This window comes from Amycolatopsis sp. NPDC104863 (assembly GCF_055582965.1).
Genome location: NZ_JBVJOW010000004.1, coordinates 243,860 through 260,506, shown reverse-complemented (window position 1 = coordinate 260,506; position 16,647 = coordinate 243,860). Strand labels below are relative to the sequence as shown.

At 71.5% G+C, this 16,647-nt stretch carries 17 protein-coding genes; 10 read left to right on the top strand and 7 right to left on the bottom strand.

The window, feature by feature from the left end:
• Positions 1-507 precede the first annotated feature (507 nt).
• From ACZ63J_RS22720 to ACZ63J_RS22700, 5 genes are all read left to right on the top strand, one after another.
• Complete coding sequence (locus ACZ63J_RS22720) at positions 508-1,551, top strand: fatty acid desaturase family protein (protein ID WP_465402948.1); 1,044 nt, start codon at positions 508-510, stop codon at positions 1,549-1,551.
• On the top strand, positions 1,548-1,796 hold the full coding sequence (locus ACZ63J_RS22715) for an RGCVC family protein (protein WP_465402946.1): 249 nt from the start codon (positions 1,548-1,550) through the stop codon (positions 1,794-1,796). Before ACZ63J_RS22720 ends, ACZ63J_RS22715 begins: the two co-directional genes overlap by 4 nt.
• Complete coding sequence (locus ACZ63J_RS22710; RefSeq protein ID WP_465402944.1) at positions 1,793-1,951, top strand: DUF6307 family protein; 159 nt, start codon at positions 1,793-1,795, stop codon at positions 1,949-1,951. The genes ACZ63J_RS22715 and ACZ63J_RS22710 overlap by 4 nt, the downstream gene beginning before the upstream one ends.
• A gap of 168 nt (positions 1,952-2,119) precedes the next feature.
• Positions 2,120-3,463 (top strand): diaminopimelate decarboxylase, encoded by a 1,344-nt coding sequence (gene lysA / locus ACZ63J_RS22705; RefSeq protein ID WP_465333827.1) that lies wholly within the window; start codon positions 2,120-2,122, stop codon positions 3,461-3,463.
• Positions 3,464-3,785: 322 nt separating this feature from the next.
• On the top strand, positions 3,786-4,262 hold the full coding sequence (locus tag ACZ63J_RS22700) for an Lrp/AsnC family transcriptional regulator (RefSeq protein ID WP_465313031.1): 477 nt from the start codon (positions 3,786-3,788) through the stop codon (positions 4,260-4,262).
• A 42-nt stretch (positions 4,263-4,304) separates the two neighbouring features.
• Here the strand turns inward: ACZ63J_RS22700 and helR are convergent, their stop codons facing one another.
• On the bottom strand, positions 4,305-6,509 hold the full coding sequence (gene helR, locus ACZ63J_RS22695; protein WP_465402942.1) for an RNA polymerase recycling motor ATPase HelR: 2,205 nt from the start codon (positions 6,507-6,509) through the stop codon (positions 4,305-4,307).
• A 103-nt stretch (positions 6,510-6,612) separates the two neighbouring features.
• On the bottom strand, positions 6,613-8,427 hold the full coding sequence (locus ACZ63J_RS22690; protein WP_465402940.1) for a LamG-like jellyroll fold domain-containing protein: 1,815 nt from the start codon (positions 8,425-8,427) through the stop codon (positions 6,613-6,615).
• A 79-nt stretch (positions 8,428-8,506) separates the two neighbouring features.
• On the opposite strand from ACZ63J_RS22690, the gene ACZ63J_RS22685 reads away from it, so the two are divergent.
• Complete coding sequence (locus tag ACZ63J_RS22685; RefSeq protein ID WP_465402938.1) at positions 8,507-8,899, top strand: VOC family protein; 393 nt, start codon at positions 8,507-8,509, stop codon at positions 8,897-8,899.
• Here ACZ63J_RS22685 and ACZ63J_RS22680 read toward each other — a convergent pair.
• A complete protein-coding gene (locus ACZ63J_RS22680; RefSeq protein ID WP_465402936.1) occupies positions 8,875-9,363 on the bottom strand; it encodes a DUF6328 family protein in 489 nt (162 codons plus the stop codon). The genes ACZ63J_RS22685 and ACZ63J_RS22680 overlap by 25 nt on opposite strands.
• A gap of 125 nt (positions 9,364-9,488) precedes the next feature.
• Here ACZ63J_RS22680 and ACZ63J_RS22675 point away from each other — a divergent pair, with 125 nt between their 5' ends.
• The gene (locus ACZ63J_RS22675; protein WP_465402934.1) at positions 9,489-10,016 is read left to right on the top strand and encodes a superoxide dismutase; all 528 of its coding nucleotides are present in this window, start codon (positions 9,489-9,491) and stop codon (positions 10,014-10,016) included.
• On the opposite strand, the gene ACZ63J_RS22670 is transcribed toward ACZ63J_RS22675, so the two are convergent.
• The 3 genes from ACZ63J_RS22670 to ACZ63J_RS22660 all read right to left on the bottom strand — a co-directional run bounded on the left by ACZ63J_RS22670 (position 10,013) and on the right by ACZ63J_RS22660 (position 13,323).
• The gene (locus ACZ63J_RS22670) at positions 10,013-10,402 is read right to left on the bottom strand and encodes a TIGR03667 family PPOX class F420-dependent oxidoreductase (RefSeq protein ID WP_465402932.1); all 390 of its coding nucleotides are present in this window, start codon (positions 10,400-10,402) and stop codon (positions 10,013-10,015) included. The genes ACZ63J_RS22675 and ACZ63J_RS22670 overlap by 4 nt on opposite strands.
• Positions 10,403-10,470: 68 nt before the next feature.
• Positions 10,471-12,297 carry a DUF2339 domain-containing protein gene (locus tag ACZ63J_RS22665; protein ID WP_465402930.1) on the bottom strand — a complete coding sequence of 609 codons (1,827 nt, stop codon included), beginning with the start codon at positions 12,295-12,297 and terminating at the stop codon, positions 10,471-10,473.
• A 60-nt stretch (positions 12,298-12,357) separates the two neighbouring features.
• Entirely contained in the window at positions 12,358-13,323 is a 966-nt protein-coding gene (locus ACZ63J_RS22660) for a Gfo/Idh/MocA family protein (protein ID WP_465402928.1), read from the bottom strand.
• Between the two features lie 96 nt (positions 13,324-13,419).
• On the opposite strand from ACZ63J_RS22660, the gene ACZ63J_RS22655 reads away from it, so the two are divergent.
• Positions 13,420-13,812 (top strand): hypothetical protein, encoded by a 393-nt coding sequence (locus tag ACZ63J_RS22655; protein ID WP_465402926.1) that lies wholly within the window; start codon positions 13,420-13,422, stop codon positions 13,810-13,812.
• A 52-nt stretch (positions 13,813-13,864) separates the two neighbouring features.
• Positions 13,865-14,995 (top strand): tRNA dihydrouridine synthase DusB, encoded by a 1,131-nt coding sequence (gene dusB / locus ACZ63J_RS22650; protein ID WP_465402924.1) that lies wholly within the window; start codon positions 13,865-13,867, stop codon positions 14,993-14,995.
• 14 nt (positions 14,996-15,009) lie between these two features.
• On the opposite strand, the gene ACZ63J_RS22645 is transcribed toward dusB, so the two are convergent.
• Positions 15,010-15,570 carry an HAD family acid phosphatase gene (locus ACZ63J_RS22645; protein ID WP_465402922.1) on the bottom strand — a complete coding sequence of 187 codons (561 nt, stop codon included), beginning with the start codon at positions 15,568-15,570 and terminating at the stop codon, positions 15,010-15,012.
• Here ACZ63J_RS22645 and ACZ63J_RS22640 point away from each other — a divergent pair.
• Entirely contained in the window at positions 15,569-16,645 is a 1,077-nt protein-coding gene (locus ACZ63J_RS22640) for a hypothetical protein (protein WP_465439601.1), read from the top strand. The two genes, ACZ63J_RS22645 and ACZ63J_RS22640, sit on opposite strands and share 2 nt — an antisense overlap.
• Positions 16,646-16,647: the final 2 nt, after the last annotated feature.

The window sequence follows — 16,647 nt, the reverse complement described above, 5'->3', positions numbered from 1 at the left end:
TTTCTTTGTGCGCCGCGCCTTCTGCCTTCTCTTCTCCGTTCCCCCCCCCCCCCCCCCCCCCCCCCCCCCCCCCCCCCCCCCCCCCCCCCCCCCCCACCCGACAAGGCTGAGACAGGGGAAAGTAGCGCTGTAGCAACCTTACTGGGCGCCTCGGGCGTCGCTCCACGCGACTGCGGGCGGCTGCTCGCCGGTCGACCGACCGGCACGGCTGCGGTACGAGCGGGTTCCCGACCCGGGCTCGGCTCCTGTCCCCGGCCGGAGCGATCCGACCGGAAGGTCACGGGTGTGCGATAAGTCACCGTCATCCCGATGTGGCCGACTGTACACCTCTTCGGCGACCTGCGGGGAATTGCCATTCCGGCGGTGGGGTGGGAGGCTTGCGTCAGGACGCGGTACCACCGCGACCAGGCCCCAGTGCCCTTTTCCCGGACCGGACCCGGACCCCGTCGGGGCCGGAAACCGTTGCTGGACAAGCCTTCAATGACTTATCCCAGAGCGGTGACGCCGATGACATCCATCCAGATTCCGGATACGCCGGCCACGGCGGGCAGTGATTTCGCCGAGCTGTCCCGGCTGATCAAGGCCGCGGGACTCCTGCGCCGTCGTCGGCGCTACTACGCCGTGCGGATCGGGCTCAACCTCGCGGCCTTCGGCGGCGGCTGGGTCGCGTTCGTGTTCCTCGGGGACTCGTGGTGGCAGCTGTTCCTCGCCGCGTTCTTCGCGATGATGTTCGCGCAGCTGTCGTTCATCGGCCATGACGCCGGGCACAAGCAGATCTTCAGCAGCCGCAAGGCGAACGACGCGACCGGGTTCGTCCACGGTGGACTCACCGGGCTGAGCTACGGCTGGTGGATCGGCACGCACGCGCGTCACCACGCGAACCCGAACCACGAAGACGAAGACCCGGACGTCGACATCGCCGCGCTCGCCTTCAGCAAGGCGCAGAGCGCGCAGAAGCGCGGTTTCCTGCGCTGGGTCGCGAAGTACCAGGCGTTCCTGTTCTTCCCGCTGCTGCTGCTCGAAGGCCTCAACCTGCACGTGTCGAGCGTGAAAGCCATTCTGCGCAAGGACATCCGGCGCCGCAAGCTGGAGTCCGCGCTGCTGATCGCGCACCTGGCGGCCTACCTCGCCGCGGTGTTCATCGTGCTTTCGCCGCTGACCGGGATCATCTTCATCCTGGTGCACCAGTTCCTGTGGGGGCTGTACATGGGCTGCTCGTTCGCGCCCAACCACAAGGGCATGGAGATGCTGTCGGCCGGGCACAAGCTCGACTTCCTGCGCAAGCAGGTCCTGACCTCGCGCAACATCCGCGGCGGCCCGGTGGTCGACTTCGCCCTCGGCGGGCTGAACTACCAGATCGAGCACCACCTGTTCCCGAGCATGGCCCGGCCGAACCTCAAGCACGCGCAGGTGATCGTCCGGGACTTCTGCGCCCGGCACTCGATTTCCTACGCCCAGTGCAGCTGGGCCCGGTCCTACGGTTACGTGCTGCAGCACCTGCACGAAGCGAGCGAGCCCCTTCGGCGCCAGCGGGCGGAGGCGACGGTATGACCACCCCCGCACCGGACGCACCCGAGGTGCACCGCGCCGGCATCGAATGCCCGGCCTGCCCGCACCCGCTCGGCACGCACGACGCGATCGCCCGCCGGTACTGCGCCGCCACCACGGCCGGCCAGGGAACCGACCGCGGCTGCGTCTGCGGCACCGTGCAGGACCACCAGGGCCCCGCCGGGCCCCGCGGCCACAAGAGCCACACGTCAACAGCTTTCGAAGAGCAGAAGAGGACCGAACGATGACCGCACCGACCACTCCCACCACCCGCTACGAGCGCCGCATCGAGCGGGTGAAGCACGTTGTGATGGAGCACACCAAGCTCAGCGACACGAAGGCGCTCGCGCTCGCCGTCCAGATGGTGCACGAGCTCGACACCGTTCCGGAGCCCGTCCGCTGATCCCGGCTCTTTGCAGGTCAGCCGAGGTGTGGGCGAAGTTACTCGCGCGTTAAGGACGAGTAAGCGGGCCGGAGGGTTCCGTCAGGACCGCGTTCACGAGCGCGCCGAGCCGCGAGCAGCGGCGGTGTCCTGACGGAGTCCGATCCGTCGTGATGCCCGGAGGCACCCGTGACGCTCAGCGAGCTTCTTCCCAGCCTCGGCTGCGAAGCCGCCGATCACCTCGAGCCAGGAGTCTGGCCGCGAAGCACCCGACTCGGCGAAGACGGCGAGCTGCTCCTCGCCGGCGCGAAGGTCAGCCACCTCGCCGCCCGCTTCGGGACGCCGGCGTACCTCATCGACGAGCAGCAGGTCCGCGACACCGCGCGCGAGTACCGGCGCGCGCTCCCGGACGTCGAAGTCGCGTACGCGAGCAAGGCGCTGTGTACGCGGTCCGTACTGCGCTGGGTCGCTGAAGAGGGGTTGTCGCTCGACACCTGCTCCGCCGGCGAGATCGCCGTCGCGCGCGGAGTCGGCTTCCCCGCGGAGCGCATGCTGTTGCACGGCAACGCGAAGACACCCGAAGACCTCAAGGCCGCTCTCGAGTACGGCGTCCGGCGGATCGTCGTCGACTCGCTCGACGAGATCGAGCAGCTCGGCGCGCTCGCCCACGGCGCGCAGCAGGTGATGATCCGCGTGACGCCGGGTGTCGCGGCCGGGGCGCACAGCGCCATCAGCACCGGCGCCGAGGGCCAGAAGTTCGGGTTTTCGCTGCTCGACGGCGTCCCGGACAACGTCGACGCGGCCGTGCGGGCGGTGCGGAACCAGCCGGGACTCCGGCTCGCGGGGCTGCACTGCCACATCGGCTCGCAGGTCACGCGCGTCGACCGGTACGAGGCGGCCGCGCGGCGGATGGCCGAGGTGCTCGTCCGGATCCGCGACGTCCACGGCCTCACCCTGCGGGAGCTCGACCTCGGCGGCGGGCACGCGGTGCCGTACGTCGGCGGTGAGCCTGCGTTCGACCTCGGCGGTTACTCACGACGGCTGCGCGTCGCCCTCGGCTACGAGTGCGCGGCGCACGGCTTTCCCCTGCCCCGCTTGACGATCGAGCCGGGCCGGGCGATCGTCGGGCCGGCCGGGATCACCGTGTACCGCGTCTGCGCGGTCAAGCGCGGCAGCCGCACGTTCGTCGCGGTCGACGGCGGCATGAGCGACAACGCGCGGCCGTCGCTCTACGGCGCGCGCTACACGACCCGCCTGGTCGGGCGCCGGTCGAAGGCGAAGCGCACGCCGATGACCGTGGTCGGCCGGCACTGCGAGTCCGGCGACGTCCTCGCCGACGGCATCCTCCTGCCCGGCGACCTGCACGCCGGTGACCTGCTGGCCGTGCCGTGCACCGGCGCGTACCACCACTCGCTGGCGTCGAACTACAACCAGGTCGGCCGGCCGCCGCTGGTCGGGGTCCGGGACGGCGTCGCGACGCTGCTGGTGCGCCGCGAGACCGAGGAGGACCTCAGCCGCCGTGACCTGGGCTAGGCCGGGGCACTGAGGTCGTCGTGCGAGTCCGATGTGGACGGTGTCACGGCGGCCTCCGGCCGCCGGGCGAGCACCCCCCGGGACCAGCGGATCGACGCCGTCCCGGTGCCGAACCTCCACCCCGGCGCCCCGAAGCCGGTGCACGGGCGCGCAAACCGCCTCGGAAAGCCTCGTGACGCCCCGGCGTCGCCACCGATTCCTCGGCGAATCACGATCCTGGCGCCGGATCACGTGAAGCTGGCCTGAGGGTCTCGCTTTCTGGTCAGGTCTCGATACGCTGCGCACTTGACAAATCACATGCCGAAACACAGGGAGGGACGGCATGGGTGACGAATCACGTGCGCGCGCGCTGGACAATACGGACAGATCGCTGATCGCCTTGCTGCAGCAGGACGGCCGGGCCTCGTTCACCGCGCTCGCCAAGGCGGTCGGGCTTTCGGAGGGAGCCGTCCGCCAGCGGGTGCAGCGGCTGCTGCGCGACGACCTGATGCAGATCGTCGCGGTGACCGACCCCGCCAACGTCGATCTGACCCGGCAGGCCATGGTCGGCATCAGCGTCGACGGCGCCGATCCGCGCGAGGTCGCGAACAAGCTGTCGGAACTGGCGAACGTGCACTACGTCGTGCTGTGCGCCGGGCGCTACGACCTGCTGGCCGAGCTCGTCTGCCGGGACGACGACCACATGCTCGAAGTCCTCGGTGACGAGATCCGCAAGATCGAGGGTGTCTCCGGGACCGAGCTGTTCGTGTACCTCAAGCTGGCCAAGCAGAACTACGCCTGGGGCCGGCTCACGGCGTGACCGGCGGGGATGACGGGCCCTCGCCCGCCACCCCCGGCCGGCCTACAGGAACCGGCGATGGCCGGCCCGCACCGGCGCCCCCGCTTCGGCGAGCCCGCGCAGCGCCGCCGGCAGCGGATCCCGGTGCAGCACCCCGAGGCGCTGCGTGGCGCGGGTGAGCGCGACGTACAGCTCCGCCGCGCCACGCGCGCCTTCGGCCAGGATCCGCTCCGGCGCCACGACGAGGACCGCGTCGAACTCGAGGCCCTTGGCGGCCGACGGCGGGATCGTGCCCGGCACCCCCGGCGGGCCGAGCACGACGCTGGTGCCCGCACGACCGGCTTCGTCGCGGGCGAAATCGTCGATGGCGTCCTGCATCTCGCCATCAGCAACTCGTCTGGACCACGGACGGACGCCGCTCGCCCGCACCGGTTCCGGCTGCCGCGCGCCCGGCGCGAACTGCGCGAGCAGGGCGCCGGCGACCACCATGATCTCCGCCGGGGTCCGGTAGTTCACGGTCAGCTCGCGGTACACCCAGCGGTCGCCGGCGTAGCGCGCCAGCATCGTGTCCCACGACGTCGCCCCGGCCGCACTGCGGCGCTGCGCGAGGTCGCCGACGATCGTGAACGACCGGCTCGGGCACCGCCGCATCAGCACCCGCCAGTCCATTTCGGACAGTTCCTGCGCCTCGTCGACGACCACGTGCCCGTACGTCCAGTCGCGGTCCGCGGCCGCCCGTTCGGCGAGGTCACGCGTGTCGCGCTCGGCGAACCGGCCGGCCAGGTCCTCGGCGTAGAGCAGGTCGGTGGCGACCAGGCCGAGGTCCTCGTCCAGCTCTTCCCGGTCCAGCTTGATGAGGTCCATGACGCCTTCGGCGTACTCCGCGTCCTCCTCCGCCTGCCGGCGCGCCGCCGCGCGTCCGGCCGACTCGTCCCGGCCGAGCAGGTCGGCCAGCTCGTCGAGCAACGGCACGTCCGACACCGTCCAGGCCGCGCCGTCCGCGCGGAACAGCGACGGGTCGGCGCCGGCCGCCTGCAGCCGCCGCGGTGACATGTACAGCGGCGCCAGCAGCGTCTCCGGGGTCAGCTCCGGCCAGAGCCCGTCGAGGACGGCGCCGAGCTCTTCGTGGTCCGCCAGCTCCTCGAGGACGTCGGTGCGCAGATCGGCCCACGCGCCCCGGTCCTCGCCGGTCAGCCAACCTTCGCCGATCTTCGCCAGCGCCCGCTCGGCGACACCCGCCACGACGTGCTCGCGGAACACCGCGCGGGCCTCGTTGTGCGGCAGGCCCGCCCGGCGGGCTTCGAGCCGGGCCTCGGCCGCGATCCCGGCGTCGAAGTCCACGGTGACGTCGGACAGCTCGACCGGCACCGGCTCCTCCGGCACCTTCTGCCGGTCGGCGACCGCGGCCGCGAGGACGTCGAGGATCTTCAGCGATCCCTTGCGCACCGCCACCTCCGGCGGGTCTTCGGCGGTGACGCTCAGCCCGGGCACCAGGCCGCCGGTCGTCCGGAAGACGACGTCCGACTCGCCGAGCGAGGGCAGCACCCGCCCGATGTGGTCGAGGAACAGCGGGCTCGGCCCGACGACCAGCACCCCGCTGCGCGACATCCGCTCGCGCTGCGTGTAGAGCAGGTAGGCGACCCGGTGCAGCGCGACCGCCGTCTTGCCGGTGCCCGGGCCGCCTTCGACGACCAGCACACCCGCGTGCGGGAGCCGGATGATCTCGTCCTGCTCGGCCTGGATCGTCGCGACGATGTCCCGCATGCCCTCCCCGCGCGGCGCGTTGACGGCCGCGAGCAGCGCCGCGTCCCCGCGTTCGCCGTCACCAGGACGCCCGAGGACCTCGTCGGTGAAATCGACGACCCGGCGCCCCATCGTGTGGAACTGACGACGGCGGCGCATGTTTTCCGGCGACGCCGCGGTGGCGACGTAGAACGGCCGCGCCGCCGGCGCCCGCCAATCCAGCAGAAGGGGTTCGTAGTCGTTTTCGCCGTCGAAAAGCCCGATCCGGCCAATGTAGCTCCGGTCGCCCGAAAGGGCGTCCAACCGGCCGAAGCAGAGCCCGTTGTCGGCGACGTTCAGCCGGGCCGTCTCCCGGCCCCGGATCCGGACGTCGGCGTCGCGGTCCACCAGCGTGGTGCCCGGTTCCCCGAGCGCGGTGCGGTAGCGGGCCCACGCCTGCTCACGTTCGCGGTCGAGGCGCGCGTACAACCCTTCGACGTACGCGCGCTCGGCCCGCAATTCCTCGTCGTACCCCTGGTTTGACAAATTCCCCTCACAGCGGTTAGACTGACGCTACATTCGGCGGGTCTTCCTATTGTTCTCGGAAGGCACGTCGATTTTTTATTGTCCACCCGCTGTCAAGAGCGCCTCAGCCCAGCATGAATTCCCGCACGCTCAGCGGACGGTCCACCACGCGCACGTCACCCAGCAGCCCGGCGAAGCTCCGGTCGACCTTCCCCTCGTACGACGAGGCGCCGACCAGCCACGAGCCGCCCGGGTTCGCGAGGCCGACCGCCGGGGTGGCCGGGTTCCGCACCACCGGGCAGCCGTCGACGAACACCGTCGTGCGGCGGCCGTCGTTGACCACCGCGACGTGCCACCACTTCTCGACCGGCAGCTCGTGGCCCCAGTTCGTCGAGATCCGGTCCTGGTTGAGCGGGAACACCGCCCACTGCAGCTCCCCACCGTCCGAAAGGGACAGTGTCGCGGCCGACTCCTTCGGGTCGTCGCCGGTCTTGCCGGCGGCCGCGCCGCTGCCCTGCCGGGCGAACAGCCCGCACCAGCCGTGGTGGCCGTCCTTGAAGTCCGCCGGCAGCCGGAAGAACGCCTCGACGGTGTACCCGCGCTCGAACTTCAGCCGGTTCATCGGCGCCGCGTCGACCGTGCGCAGGTACGCGCCGCGGCTGGGGTCGCGGCCGCCGTCGAACCGCAGGCTCGCCCGTGACGGCTGCCGCGGCGAGAACTCGCCGGAGAACTTCAGCGCGTCCGGTCCGCTGCCGGGCGCGGTGACCCGCGTGAGGTTGTTGCCGCGGCCGGTCTGGTCGCGCACGACGACGTCGTCCGGCACCGGCTTGCCGTCCTGCCCGCCCTCGAAGCGCCAGTACGCGACCGTGCCCGGCACGAGCAGCTGCTTCGCCGGTCGCGCCGGCGGGACCGGCACCGGCGCGAAGCCCTTGAAGCGCTCAGCGAAGTCGATCTCCAGGCTGAAGTAGTCGGCCGCGCCGCTGCGCTCGACTTCGATCCGCTGCATCTCGCTCAGGTGGTCCTGCCCGGCGAGCCACGGCGACAGCGTCCGGACGTCGACCACACCACGCGCGAGGTCGAACTGGTAGAGCCGGATCATCGCGCTGCCGCCGTAGTAGCGGTCCTGGTAGTTCGCGAGGTGGACGTGGACGTCGTGCCCGGCGGCGTTCTTGCGGACCGTGCGCCCGGTCGGCCAGTAGTGGCCGTTGAGCGTCAGGAAGATCTGGTCGTTGCCGTCGACGAGCTCCTTCCAGACGAGCTCGCCGAACGTCGAGAACTGGGCCTGGTGGTCGTCGTCGGCCCAGACGAGCTCGTGGATGGTGAGGATCGCGGGCAGCGTCGGGTGCTGCGCGAGAACCTGCTTCGCCCAGTTCAGGCCGCCGGCGGAGGGCCGCCAGTCGAGCGCCAGCAGCAGCCAGTCCCGGCCGCCGCCGCGGAAGACGTGGTAGGTGTTGTAGCCGTCCTTGGACGCGCCCTTGAACGTCGGCGAAGAGCGCTGGCGCTGCGGGCCGAACGCGTCGAGGTACGGCGAAGGGCCGCGCTGGTCGTCCTTCGAACCGTCGATGTCGTGGTTGCCCGCCAGCGTGCTGTACGGGAACCGGGCCCGGTCGAGCGCCTGGAACGACCGGCTGATGCGGGCGAACTCGTCCGCGCGGCCGTTCTGCGTGAGGTCACCGAGGTGGGCAAGGAAGACAACGTTGTCATCCGCCTCGTCGAGGACGTAGCGCAGCGAGGCGTCCAGCGGGGCCGCGTCACCGCGGTCCTCGTCGAACAGGTACTGCGTGTCCGGCATGACCACGAGCGTGAACCGCGGATCTTCGGCGTCCGGGCGGTGCCGGCCGGCGGCTTCGGCGACGGGCGCGGCGAGGACGTTCGGCAGGGTCGCCGCCGCGGCCGCGCCCGCACCGAGGAGGAAGGTCCGGCGAGAGGTGTCAGTCACGGGCCGGAAGCTACGGGCGCCGGCCGTCCGCACCGGCAACGGCCGTCGAACGAGGGATGAACAGCGGTACTGTGCGCGCATGAGCGGACCGCGGGTCTTCCGGCTGATCCAGCCCGTCGACGACATCGAGGTCGCGGTCGCCTTCTACGCGGGTGTCTTCGGGGACCCCGGTGAGCGGATCGCGCTCAACCGCCACTACTTCACCTGCGGCGGGGTGGTGCTCGCCTGCGTCGAGGCGCCGCTCGAACACCGCGAGCCGCGGCCGCGGAAGGACCCGCGGATCGTCTACCTCGCGGTCGACGACGTCGACGAGACGTTCCGGCGGGTGCGCGCCGCCCACCCGCGCTGGATCGACGACACCATCGAGACGCAGTTCTGGGGCGAACGCTCCTTCTACGCCGACGACCCGTTCGGCAACCCGCTCTGCTTCGTCCAGGAGGACACGCTCTACCTGGGCAGTCCCGTCGGCTGATCGCCGTTCTCCGGATTCAGCCTGACCGGCATGACGAACCAGAGGATCCCGAAGAGCAGCAGGGAAAGCACGGCCATGACGATCATCGCCGCCTCGCCGTAGACCACCTTCGCGATCAGCGCGACGGTGGACGTGATCGCGAGCGCGAGGCAGACGAGCCCGACCAGCACGAGCCGGTTGCCGACGGTCAGGATCCGCTCCCGGCTGCCGGTGCGGAAGAGCAGCCGGTGCCACGCCGCGGGCGCGGTCAGCAGCGCCGTCGCCGCCACCGCGAGCACCACCGCGGCCAGGTGCAGCGACTTCTCGAACCCGCTGGCGTCGTGGAACCGGTCGGTGAACACGACCGACAGCAGGAATCCGAAGAGGATCTGCACGCCCGCCTGGGCGACCCGCAGCTCCTGCAGCAGCTCGCCGATGTTGCGCGTCAGCTGCTGGTTGTGGGTTTCGCCGGTCTGTTCGGCCATCCGGAAACCATAACCTCGGCCAGGACCTCCCACTGGATGGGAGAATAGTGACCTTCTCCCCAAAGCGGTCACTCTTTCGCGTGAAGATCATGGCTGCGCCCGTTCGCGCTGGTTAGAGAAGGACCATGCGTCTTCTCCCCGCTCTCGCTCTCGCGGCTGCCGCCGTTGTGCTGGCCCCGGCCGTCGCCTCCGCTTCGCCCGTGCGCGTGGTGACCGCGCACGGCCCGCTGACCACCTACCGCCCCGACCTCGTCCCGGCCGGCGCCCGCGCGCACGTCTTCAGCCTGTCGGCCGGCTCGGGCACGACGACGACCCTCGTGGTCACCGGCCTGCTGCCGAACCGGGCCTACGGCGCCCACGCGCACGAGAAGCCGTGCGGCGCCACCGGTGACGCGGCCGGGCCGCACTTCCAGCACGTGCCGGACCCGGTCAAGCCCTCGGTCGACCCCGCCTACGCCAACCCCCGCAACGAGATCTGGCTCGACTTCACCACCGACCGCCTCGGCACCGGCCGCGGCCGGTCCACAGTGGACTGGACGTTCGGCGCGCGACGGGCCGGCTCCGTGGTCGTGCACGAAACCCACACGCACACCGACCCCGGCCACGCCGGCACGGCGGGCGCGCGGCTGGCCTGCCTCGACGTGGCCTTCTAGAACCCCCAGGAGCGCTCGGGCACCACGCGGATGCGGACGGAGTACTCGGCGTCGAACGACTCCGCCGTGAAGCCGATGCCGGGGTAGGACGAGGCGTACTTGTCGAGGTACCCGGGCGCCTCGGAAGCCTTGCCCGCCTCGACGACGGCCTTTCCGTTCACCACGAGGATGTCGCCACCGGACTCGCCGCTGTTGAGGTGGAAGCTCACCTCGGGGTTCGCTGCGAGGTGCCGGAGCTTGGCGGTGCCGGGCTGGCTGAAGACGAGCACGTCGTCACCGTCGAGGACGAACCACACCGGTCGTGGCGCGGGCCGCCCCTTCGGCGTGACAGTGGTCAACCAGCCGATCTTCTCGTCGGCGCGGTCGGAAAGCTTCGGTGTGGCCATGTCGGTGCCCCCTGGTCGTCGGTCGTGTGATCCAGACAACCACGGGGCACCGACAGTTTCTTCCCGGTCTACCGCGAGGCGACCCGCCGCGCGTACCGCGAACCCGCGGCCAGCAACACCAGACCGGCGCCGAGGAACGCGCCGACCCGGGCCAAGCCGTCCAGGGCCGCCAGGTCGAACAGCACCAGCTTCAGCACCGCCGCGCCGACCAGGACCAGGCCGGTCACCCGCAGCGCCACGACCTCGATCCCGCGCAGCAGCAGGACCAACGCCGCGACCGTCCAGGACACCGTGATCAGCGCGTGGCCGACCAGGAACCCGGTGCGGCCCGGGATCGCCAGCAGCGAACCGCACAGCACCACCCCGGCGGCGCCGTACAGGGCCGCGACCCCGGCGAGGAGCCACACCGGCAGGTCGTCGGACGGCCCGCGGAACACCGCCAGCCGCATCGCCGCCCAGGGCAGCGCGACCGACACCGCGAGGATCAGCGCGGCGACCGCCAGCGCGCCGGCGAGGTCGCCCGCCGTCTGCGTCCGGTACACGATCAGCAGCACGGGCGTGACGTCGAAGACGACGCCGATCAGGCCGCCGAGCGCGGCGAACCCGAGCGCGGCGCCCAGCGCGAACCGGTTGCGCCCGCCGAGCGCGGCCACGACCAGCAGCAGGGCCTCGCCGAGCAGCACCGCGGCGCGGGCCGGGCCGTCGAACTGGGTGACCGTCGCCTGCAGGATCGCCAGCAACCCGGCCAGCCCGGCCAGCTGCCCGGCGAGCCCGGGCCACCAGCGGCGCGCCGCCCACACCGCGAGCAGGACGACGCCCGCACCGGCCGCGATCGGCACGGCCTGCACCTTCGGCAGCAGCGCCGCGGCGATGAGCGTCGGCAGCACGGACGTCGCCAGCACGGACAACGCGGCGGCGTCGTTCTCGCGGCGGCGCACGACGATCAGCGCCAGCGTGACACCGACGAGCGAGGCGGCGCCGGCCGCGGCCGTGTTGGCCCAGCTGCCGCCACCGCCCACGACCGCCGTGCTGATCACGGCGGCGAAGAGCGGCGGGATGCCGGCGGACAGCGTCAGCGACGACCAGTCGCGGCGCAGCTGCACCGGCGCCGTCGCGAGCTGGACCATCAGCAGGAACGTGACCAGTTCGGGGGTGAACCCGCGGGTGATCATCGGCGCGCAGACCACACACCCGACAACCACGGCGGAGGCGAGCAGCGGCGAGTCCCAGCGCACGGCCACGAGCAGGCCGCCGACGGTGATCACCAGCCCGGCGGCGAGCCCGGCGAGCACCGGCAGGAAGTCGTAGAGGGTTGTCGCCGCGACGGCGTCCAGGTAGAGCGTGGCGATGCCGGTGGCGGCCAGCGCGAACGCTCCGGTGCGGCCGGCGGGCTTGCGGTGCAGCCAGACGCCGGTGCCGGTCAGCGCGAGCCCGAAAGCGGCGCCGACGAGCACCCGCGGCAGCGGCCCGAGCCACCCCCGCTGGACGGCCAGCACGAGCAGCAGCACCACGCCGAGCAGCGTCACGGCGCCACCGACCCACGCCAGGACGCGGCTGCCCGCGCCCTCCTTGCCGAGCTTCTCACCCAGCGTCTGACGCGGAACGGGCTGGTACGGCGGCTGCGGCGGCGGGAAGTACGGCCGTTGGGGCGGCGGCTGCCACTGGTACTGCGGCCACTGCATCTGCTGCGGCGGCGGCATCTGCTGGGGTTGCGGCCGAGGCTGTTGCGGCGGCTGTTGCGGCTGCGGCTGCGGCGTGGCTTGCTCGGGCTCCGGGGCCGGCTTCGGCTGTTCGGCGCGGGCAGTCCGCAGTTCGGAGCCCACCAGGGCGAGACGACGCCCCAGGTCGTCGATCTCGCCGGCGAGCCGGAGGAGCACATCTGCTTCGGTGGTCATACCGGACAGGGTCGGCCATGGGCCCCCACCTGCGGATCCGTAGCACTACTCAAACCCGGGTCACGTCCTGGTCGCGGCGAACACCTCGTCCATCGTCACCATGATCGAGACGGTTTCGTCCAGCGGCATGAGCGCGCTTTCGGTCTCCCCGGCGGCGAGCAGCCGGGCGACCTCGTCGGCCTCGTGCCGCAGGCCCAGGCCCTCGTCGACGTACTCGTAGCGGGCTCGATCGCCTTCGCGCGGAATGAAGGTGAACGACGCGGGCGCGTAGAACGGCCCCTCGATCTCGATCCGCGCGGCCGTCCCGACGATGGCCGCCGTGGTCGGCGACACCGCGCTCAGCGTGCAGCCGAGCAGCGCCTGCGCGCCGCCCGCGTAACCGAAGAGCATCGACATCTGCGCGTCGACGCCGGTGAAGGCGGGGGTGGCCATGGCGGCGATCCGCTCGGGCGCGCCGAGCACCATCGACGCGAACGAGACGGGGTAGATCCCCAGGTCGAGTAGGGCGCCACCACCGAGTTCGGGGGCGAAGAGCCGGAACTCGGGGTCCTCGGCGAACCACTGCCCGTGGTCGGCGGTGACCATGACGACGTCGCCGAGCCGCGGCAGCAGCTCCCGCACGTGCCGGATGTGCGGCAGGAAGCGCGTCCACATGGCTTCCATCAGGAAGAGCCCGCGCGCCCGAGCCAGCGCGACGAGGTCCCGCGCCTCCTCGGCGTTCATCGTGAACGGCTTCTCAACCAGCACGGGTTTCCCGGCCTCGAGCGCGAGCCTGGCGTTGCCGTGGTGCATCGGGTGCGGCGTCGCGACGTAGACGATGTCGACGCCGGGATCTTCGGCGAGGGCCTCGTAACTGCTGTGCCGGGTGGTGACGCCGAGCCGGTCGGCGAACCGGTCCGCGCTTGCGGCCGTCCGGGACCCGACCGCGGCCACCACGCCGGAGCCGGTCAGCCGGAGGTCTTCCGCGAAGGCGCCCGCGATGCCGCCGGTGCCCATGATTCCCCAGCGCAGGGGTTCGTTCGTCATGATCCGAACCCTACGGCGGTGGCGGCAAAAGCACCGTGGACGCCGGCCGTGCGGCGGGGCAGGGTTGGCGGTTCCCGACTCGCTCGGAGGCTCACCGTGCCCCGTCGTCGTCTGCCCGAACGCGCCACCCCGACCGGCGCCGGCCGGATCTTCCTGCCGGTGATGCTGGTCGTCTTCGGCCTGGGCACGATCGTCCTGCTGGTCGCCGGGACCACGGTCCTGGCCGACGACCTCGCCCACGGCGGCGAGACGTCACCGTGGTTCCTCCTCGCCCTGTTCGCGACCGCGGTCCAGCTGATCGCGGTGGTGGCCCTGGCCTTCCGCCGCCGCTGGGGCGCGCGGGTGTTCGGCGTGGCGTTCGTGGTCGGCGCGGTGCTGGACCTCCTGTCGTTCAGCGGCGTGAGCGGCGGGTTGGTGATCATCAAGATCCTGGCCGCCGGAGTCCTCGCGGCGGCGATCCTGGTCCGCTGGGACGACCTCGTCACCTGAGCCGATCCGGCCCCTGGTCGACGTGACCGACACCACAGGCGACAATGGAGACGTGACCGCCACCCTGAGCAAGCCCGCCCTGAAGATCGGCCCCTACCAGGTCGATCCCCCAGTCGTGCTCGCTCCGATGGCCGGCATCACCAACGTCGCCTTCCGCCAGCTGTGCGCCGAGTACGGCGCCGGGATCTACGTCTGCGAGATGATCACCGCCCGCGCCGTGGTCGAACGGCATCCCGGCACCATGCACATGATGACCTTCGGGGCCGACGAAAAGCCCAGGTCGATGCAGCTTTACGGCGTCGACCCGAAGACCATGGCCGAAGCCGTCCGGATCATCGTCGGCGAGGGGCTCGCCGACCACATCGACTCCAACTTCGGCTGCCCGGTCGCGAAGGTGACGCGCAAGGGTGGCGGGGCGGCACTGCCGTTCAAGCGGAAGCTGTTCGAGGCGATCGTCCGGGAGTCCGCCCGCGCGGCGGGGGACGTGCCGTTCACGGTCAAGTTCCGCATCGGCATCGACGACGACCACCGCACCTACCTCGACGCCGGCCGCATCGCCGAGGCCGAGGGCGCCGCCGCCGTCAGCCTGCACGCGCGCACCGCCGCCCAGCGCTACTCCGGCCAGGCCGACTGGACCAAGATCACGGCGTTGAAGGAGGCTGTGACCAGCATCCCGGTGCTCGGCAACGGCGACATCTTCAGCGCCGCCGACGCCCTGCGCATGGTCGCCGAGACGGGCTGCGACGGCGTCGTCGTCGGCCGCGGCTGCCTCGGCCGGCCGTGGCTGTTCGGCGAGCTTGAGGCGGCCTTCGCCGGCCGCGCCCTGCCGACGCCGCCGAACCTCGGCGAGGTCGCGCGGGTCCTGCGCCGCCACGCCGAGCTGCTCATCTCCCACGACGGCGAGACCAAGGCCCTGCGCGACCTGCGCAAGCACATGGCGTGGTACTTCATGAACTTCCCGGTCGGCTCCGAGCTCCGCCGCGGCTTCGCGATGGTGTCCAGCCTGACCGAGCTCGACGACCTGATCGGCCGCTTGGACCATGCCGCGCCGTTCCCGGACAACGCCGACGGCCCGCGAGGCCGTCAGGGATCGCCGGGCAAGGTCACGCTGCCCCACGGCTGGCTGGACGACCCCGACGACGACTGCGTCCCCGAGGCGGAAGACATGCACTCCGGCGGCTGAAACACGCGCACGAGTCAGGACAGCTGCTCGTCGTAGTCGGGCAGCTTGAAGCCCTTTTCGTAGTTCCCGCCGGTGAAGTCGCCCGGGCGGTTGCCGACGTTCGCGATGATCGTGTAGCCCGCGGCCGCGTACTCCTTGCGGCAGCGCTGTTTCGTGTCGGTCGCGTGCTGCTCGCTGCTCTTGCGGACGCACACCCGGTCGACGGGATAGCCGACGCTCGTCAGAGCCTCCTTCGCATCCGATGCGTCGCTGCGGAAGCTGGCGACGAGCACGCTGACGCCGAGACTTTTGGCGTGCCGGGCGAAGTCGAGGACGTCCTGAGTGGCGTGGCCAGGACGGTAGTGGGTTTCGAGGGCGGTGTTGTCGATGTCGGTCACGATGGCGAGCTTCGAACCGCCCCGGGAAACCCGGGTGTCGAGGTAGCCGGTCCCGCCGGCCATGGCGTGGTGGACGTCGGCGAGCCAGGTCTCGAAGCTCGGCAGCCCGCTCGCCGAGGCGGGCGCGGCGGCTCCCGCGGCGACGGCGACGCAGGCCAGCGCGCATGCCGCGACGCGGGTGACAACAGTGTTCCGCATGGTGTCGTCCTTCGTGATCGGCGGCGATTCGTTGTGCCGCAGCGGTTTTGACGTCGATGATGCTACGAGCGTCGCCTCGTCGGGGTACCCCGCGAAAGTCGTTAACAGTTATTCGGGCCTCGTGCTTCGCGACCGAAACGTGGATCATCGACGCATGCCTGAGACGTCCTTCGCCTGCGCGCTCAGCACCGCCATCAGCCGTGCCGGGCTCAGCCTGCGCCAGCTCCAGCGTGCCCTGGAAGTGCGGGGGACGAAGGTCAGCCTCGCGACTCTGAGCTACTGGGGCAGCGGTCGCAGCCGGCCCGAACGAGACGTGGATTCGGCGCTGGCCGCGTTGGAGGAGGTTCTGCAGCTGCGTGACGGCGAACTGTCCGCGCTGCTCGGCGCCCGCCGCGGCCGGGGCCCGGCGGCACGGTCCACTCAGGACGTACACCGGATGGCAAACGCCTGGGGCGCACCGGTTTCCCTGCGCGACGCGCTGGCCGAATGCGCTGTGCCGCCGGTGCGCGCGGTCACCCGTCACGACACCCTGTACCTCGACCGCGAGGGCGTGAACCAGCGACTGGTCGCGGCCGTGACACTGCTCGCCACCGGGGCTGCCCGCAGTGCCGTCGTGCTGGTGCGAGGTGCTTCCCGTGAGCGGATTCCCGTACTCGGCAGAACGCGCGGCTGTGTCCTTCGCAGCTACCGGGTCGTCGCCGGGCAAGGGCTCGCGTTGATGGAGCTGGAACTGGACCGGCCGCTGCTCGCGGCCGAAACCGGCCGGATCGAGTACGAGGTGCTGTTCGACGACGACGTCCGCAATGACCACTGGTTCCTCCGGACCCACCGCACGGTGCGGGATCTGCGGCTGACGGCGGTGTTCACACCACCGATGACACCGGCCGCGGTCGCCGTCGTGGCACCCGGCCCGCACCGCGGCGTCCGGCGGACCGCGACGGGATTCGCGGCCGCGGCGGGCAACGTCCGCCCGGGGTGTTTCGGGCTTCGCTGGAACTGGCCCGACACCGACGCGGCGACCCCGGCCCGATCGACTGCGGCTGCCGAACGTGGCGCGGCCGGAGCGGATGGGTGAGA

Coding starts and splice junctions, on each gene's coding strand:
- ACZ63J_RS22720 (WP_465402948.1), top strand. CDS start 508: ATGACATCCATCCAGATTCCGGATACGCCGGCCACGGCGGGCAGTGAT.
- ACZ63J_RS22715 (WP_465402946.1), top strand. CDS start 1,548: ATGACCACCCCCGCACCGGACGCACCCGAGGTGCACCGCGCCGGCATC.
- ACZ63J_RS22710 (WP_465402944.1), top strand. CDS start 1,793: ATGACCGCACCGACCACTCCCACCACCCGCTACGAGCGCCGCATCGAG.
- ACZ63J_RS22700 (WP_465313031.1), top strand. CDS start 3,786: ATGGGTGACGAATCACGTGCGCGCGCGCTGGACAATACGGACAGATCG.
- ACZ63J_RS22685 (WP_465402938.1), top strand. CDS start 8,507: ATGAGCGGACCGCGGGTCTTCCGGCTGATCCAGCCCGTCGACGACATC.
- ACZ63J_RS22680 (WP_465402936.1), bottom strand. CDS start 9,363: ATGGCCGAACAGACCGGCGAAACCCACAACCAGCAGCTGACGCGCAAC.
- ACZ63J_RS22675 (WP_465402934.1), top strand. CDS start 9,489: ATGCGTCTTCTCCCCGCTCTCGCTCTCGCGGCTGCCGCCGTTGTGCTG.
- ACZ63J_RS22670 (WP_465402932.1), bottom strand. CDS start 10,402: ATGGCCACACCGAAGCTTTCCGACCGCGCCGACGAGAAGATCGGCTGG.
- ACZ63J_RS22665 (WP_465402930.1), bottom strand. CDS start 12,297: ATGACCACCGAAGCAGATGTGCTCCTCCGGCTCGCCGGCGAGATCGAC.
- ACZ63J_RS22660 (WP_465402928.1), bottom strand. CDS start 13,323: ATGACGAACGAACCCCTGCGCTGGGGAATCATGGGCACCGGCGGCATC.
- ACZ63J_RS22640 (WP_465439601.1), top strand. CDS start 15,569: ATGGTGTCGTCCTTCGTGATCGGCGGCGATTCGTTGTGCCGCAGCGGT.
- ACZ63J_RS22645 (WP_465402922.1), bottom strand. CDS start 15,570: ATGCGGAACACTGTTGTCACCCGCGTCGCGGCATGCGCGCTGGCCTGC.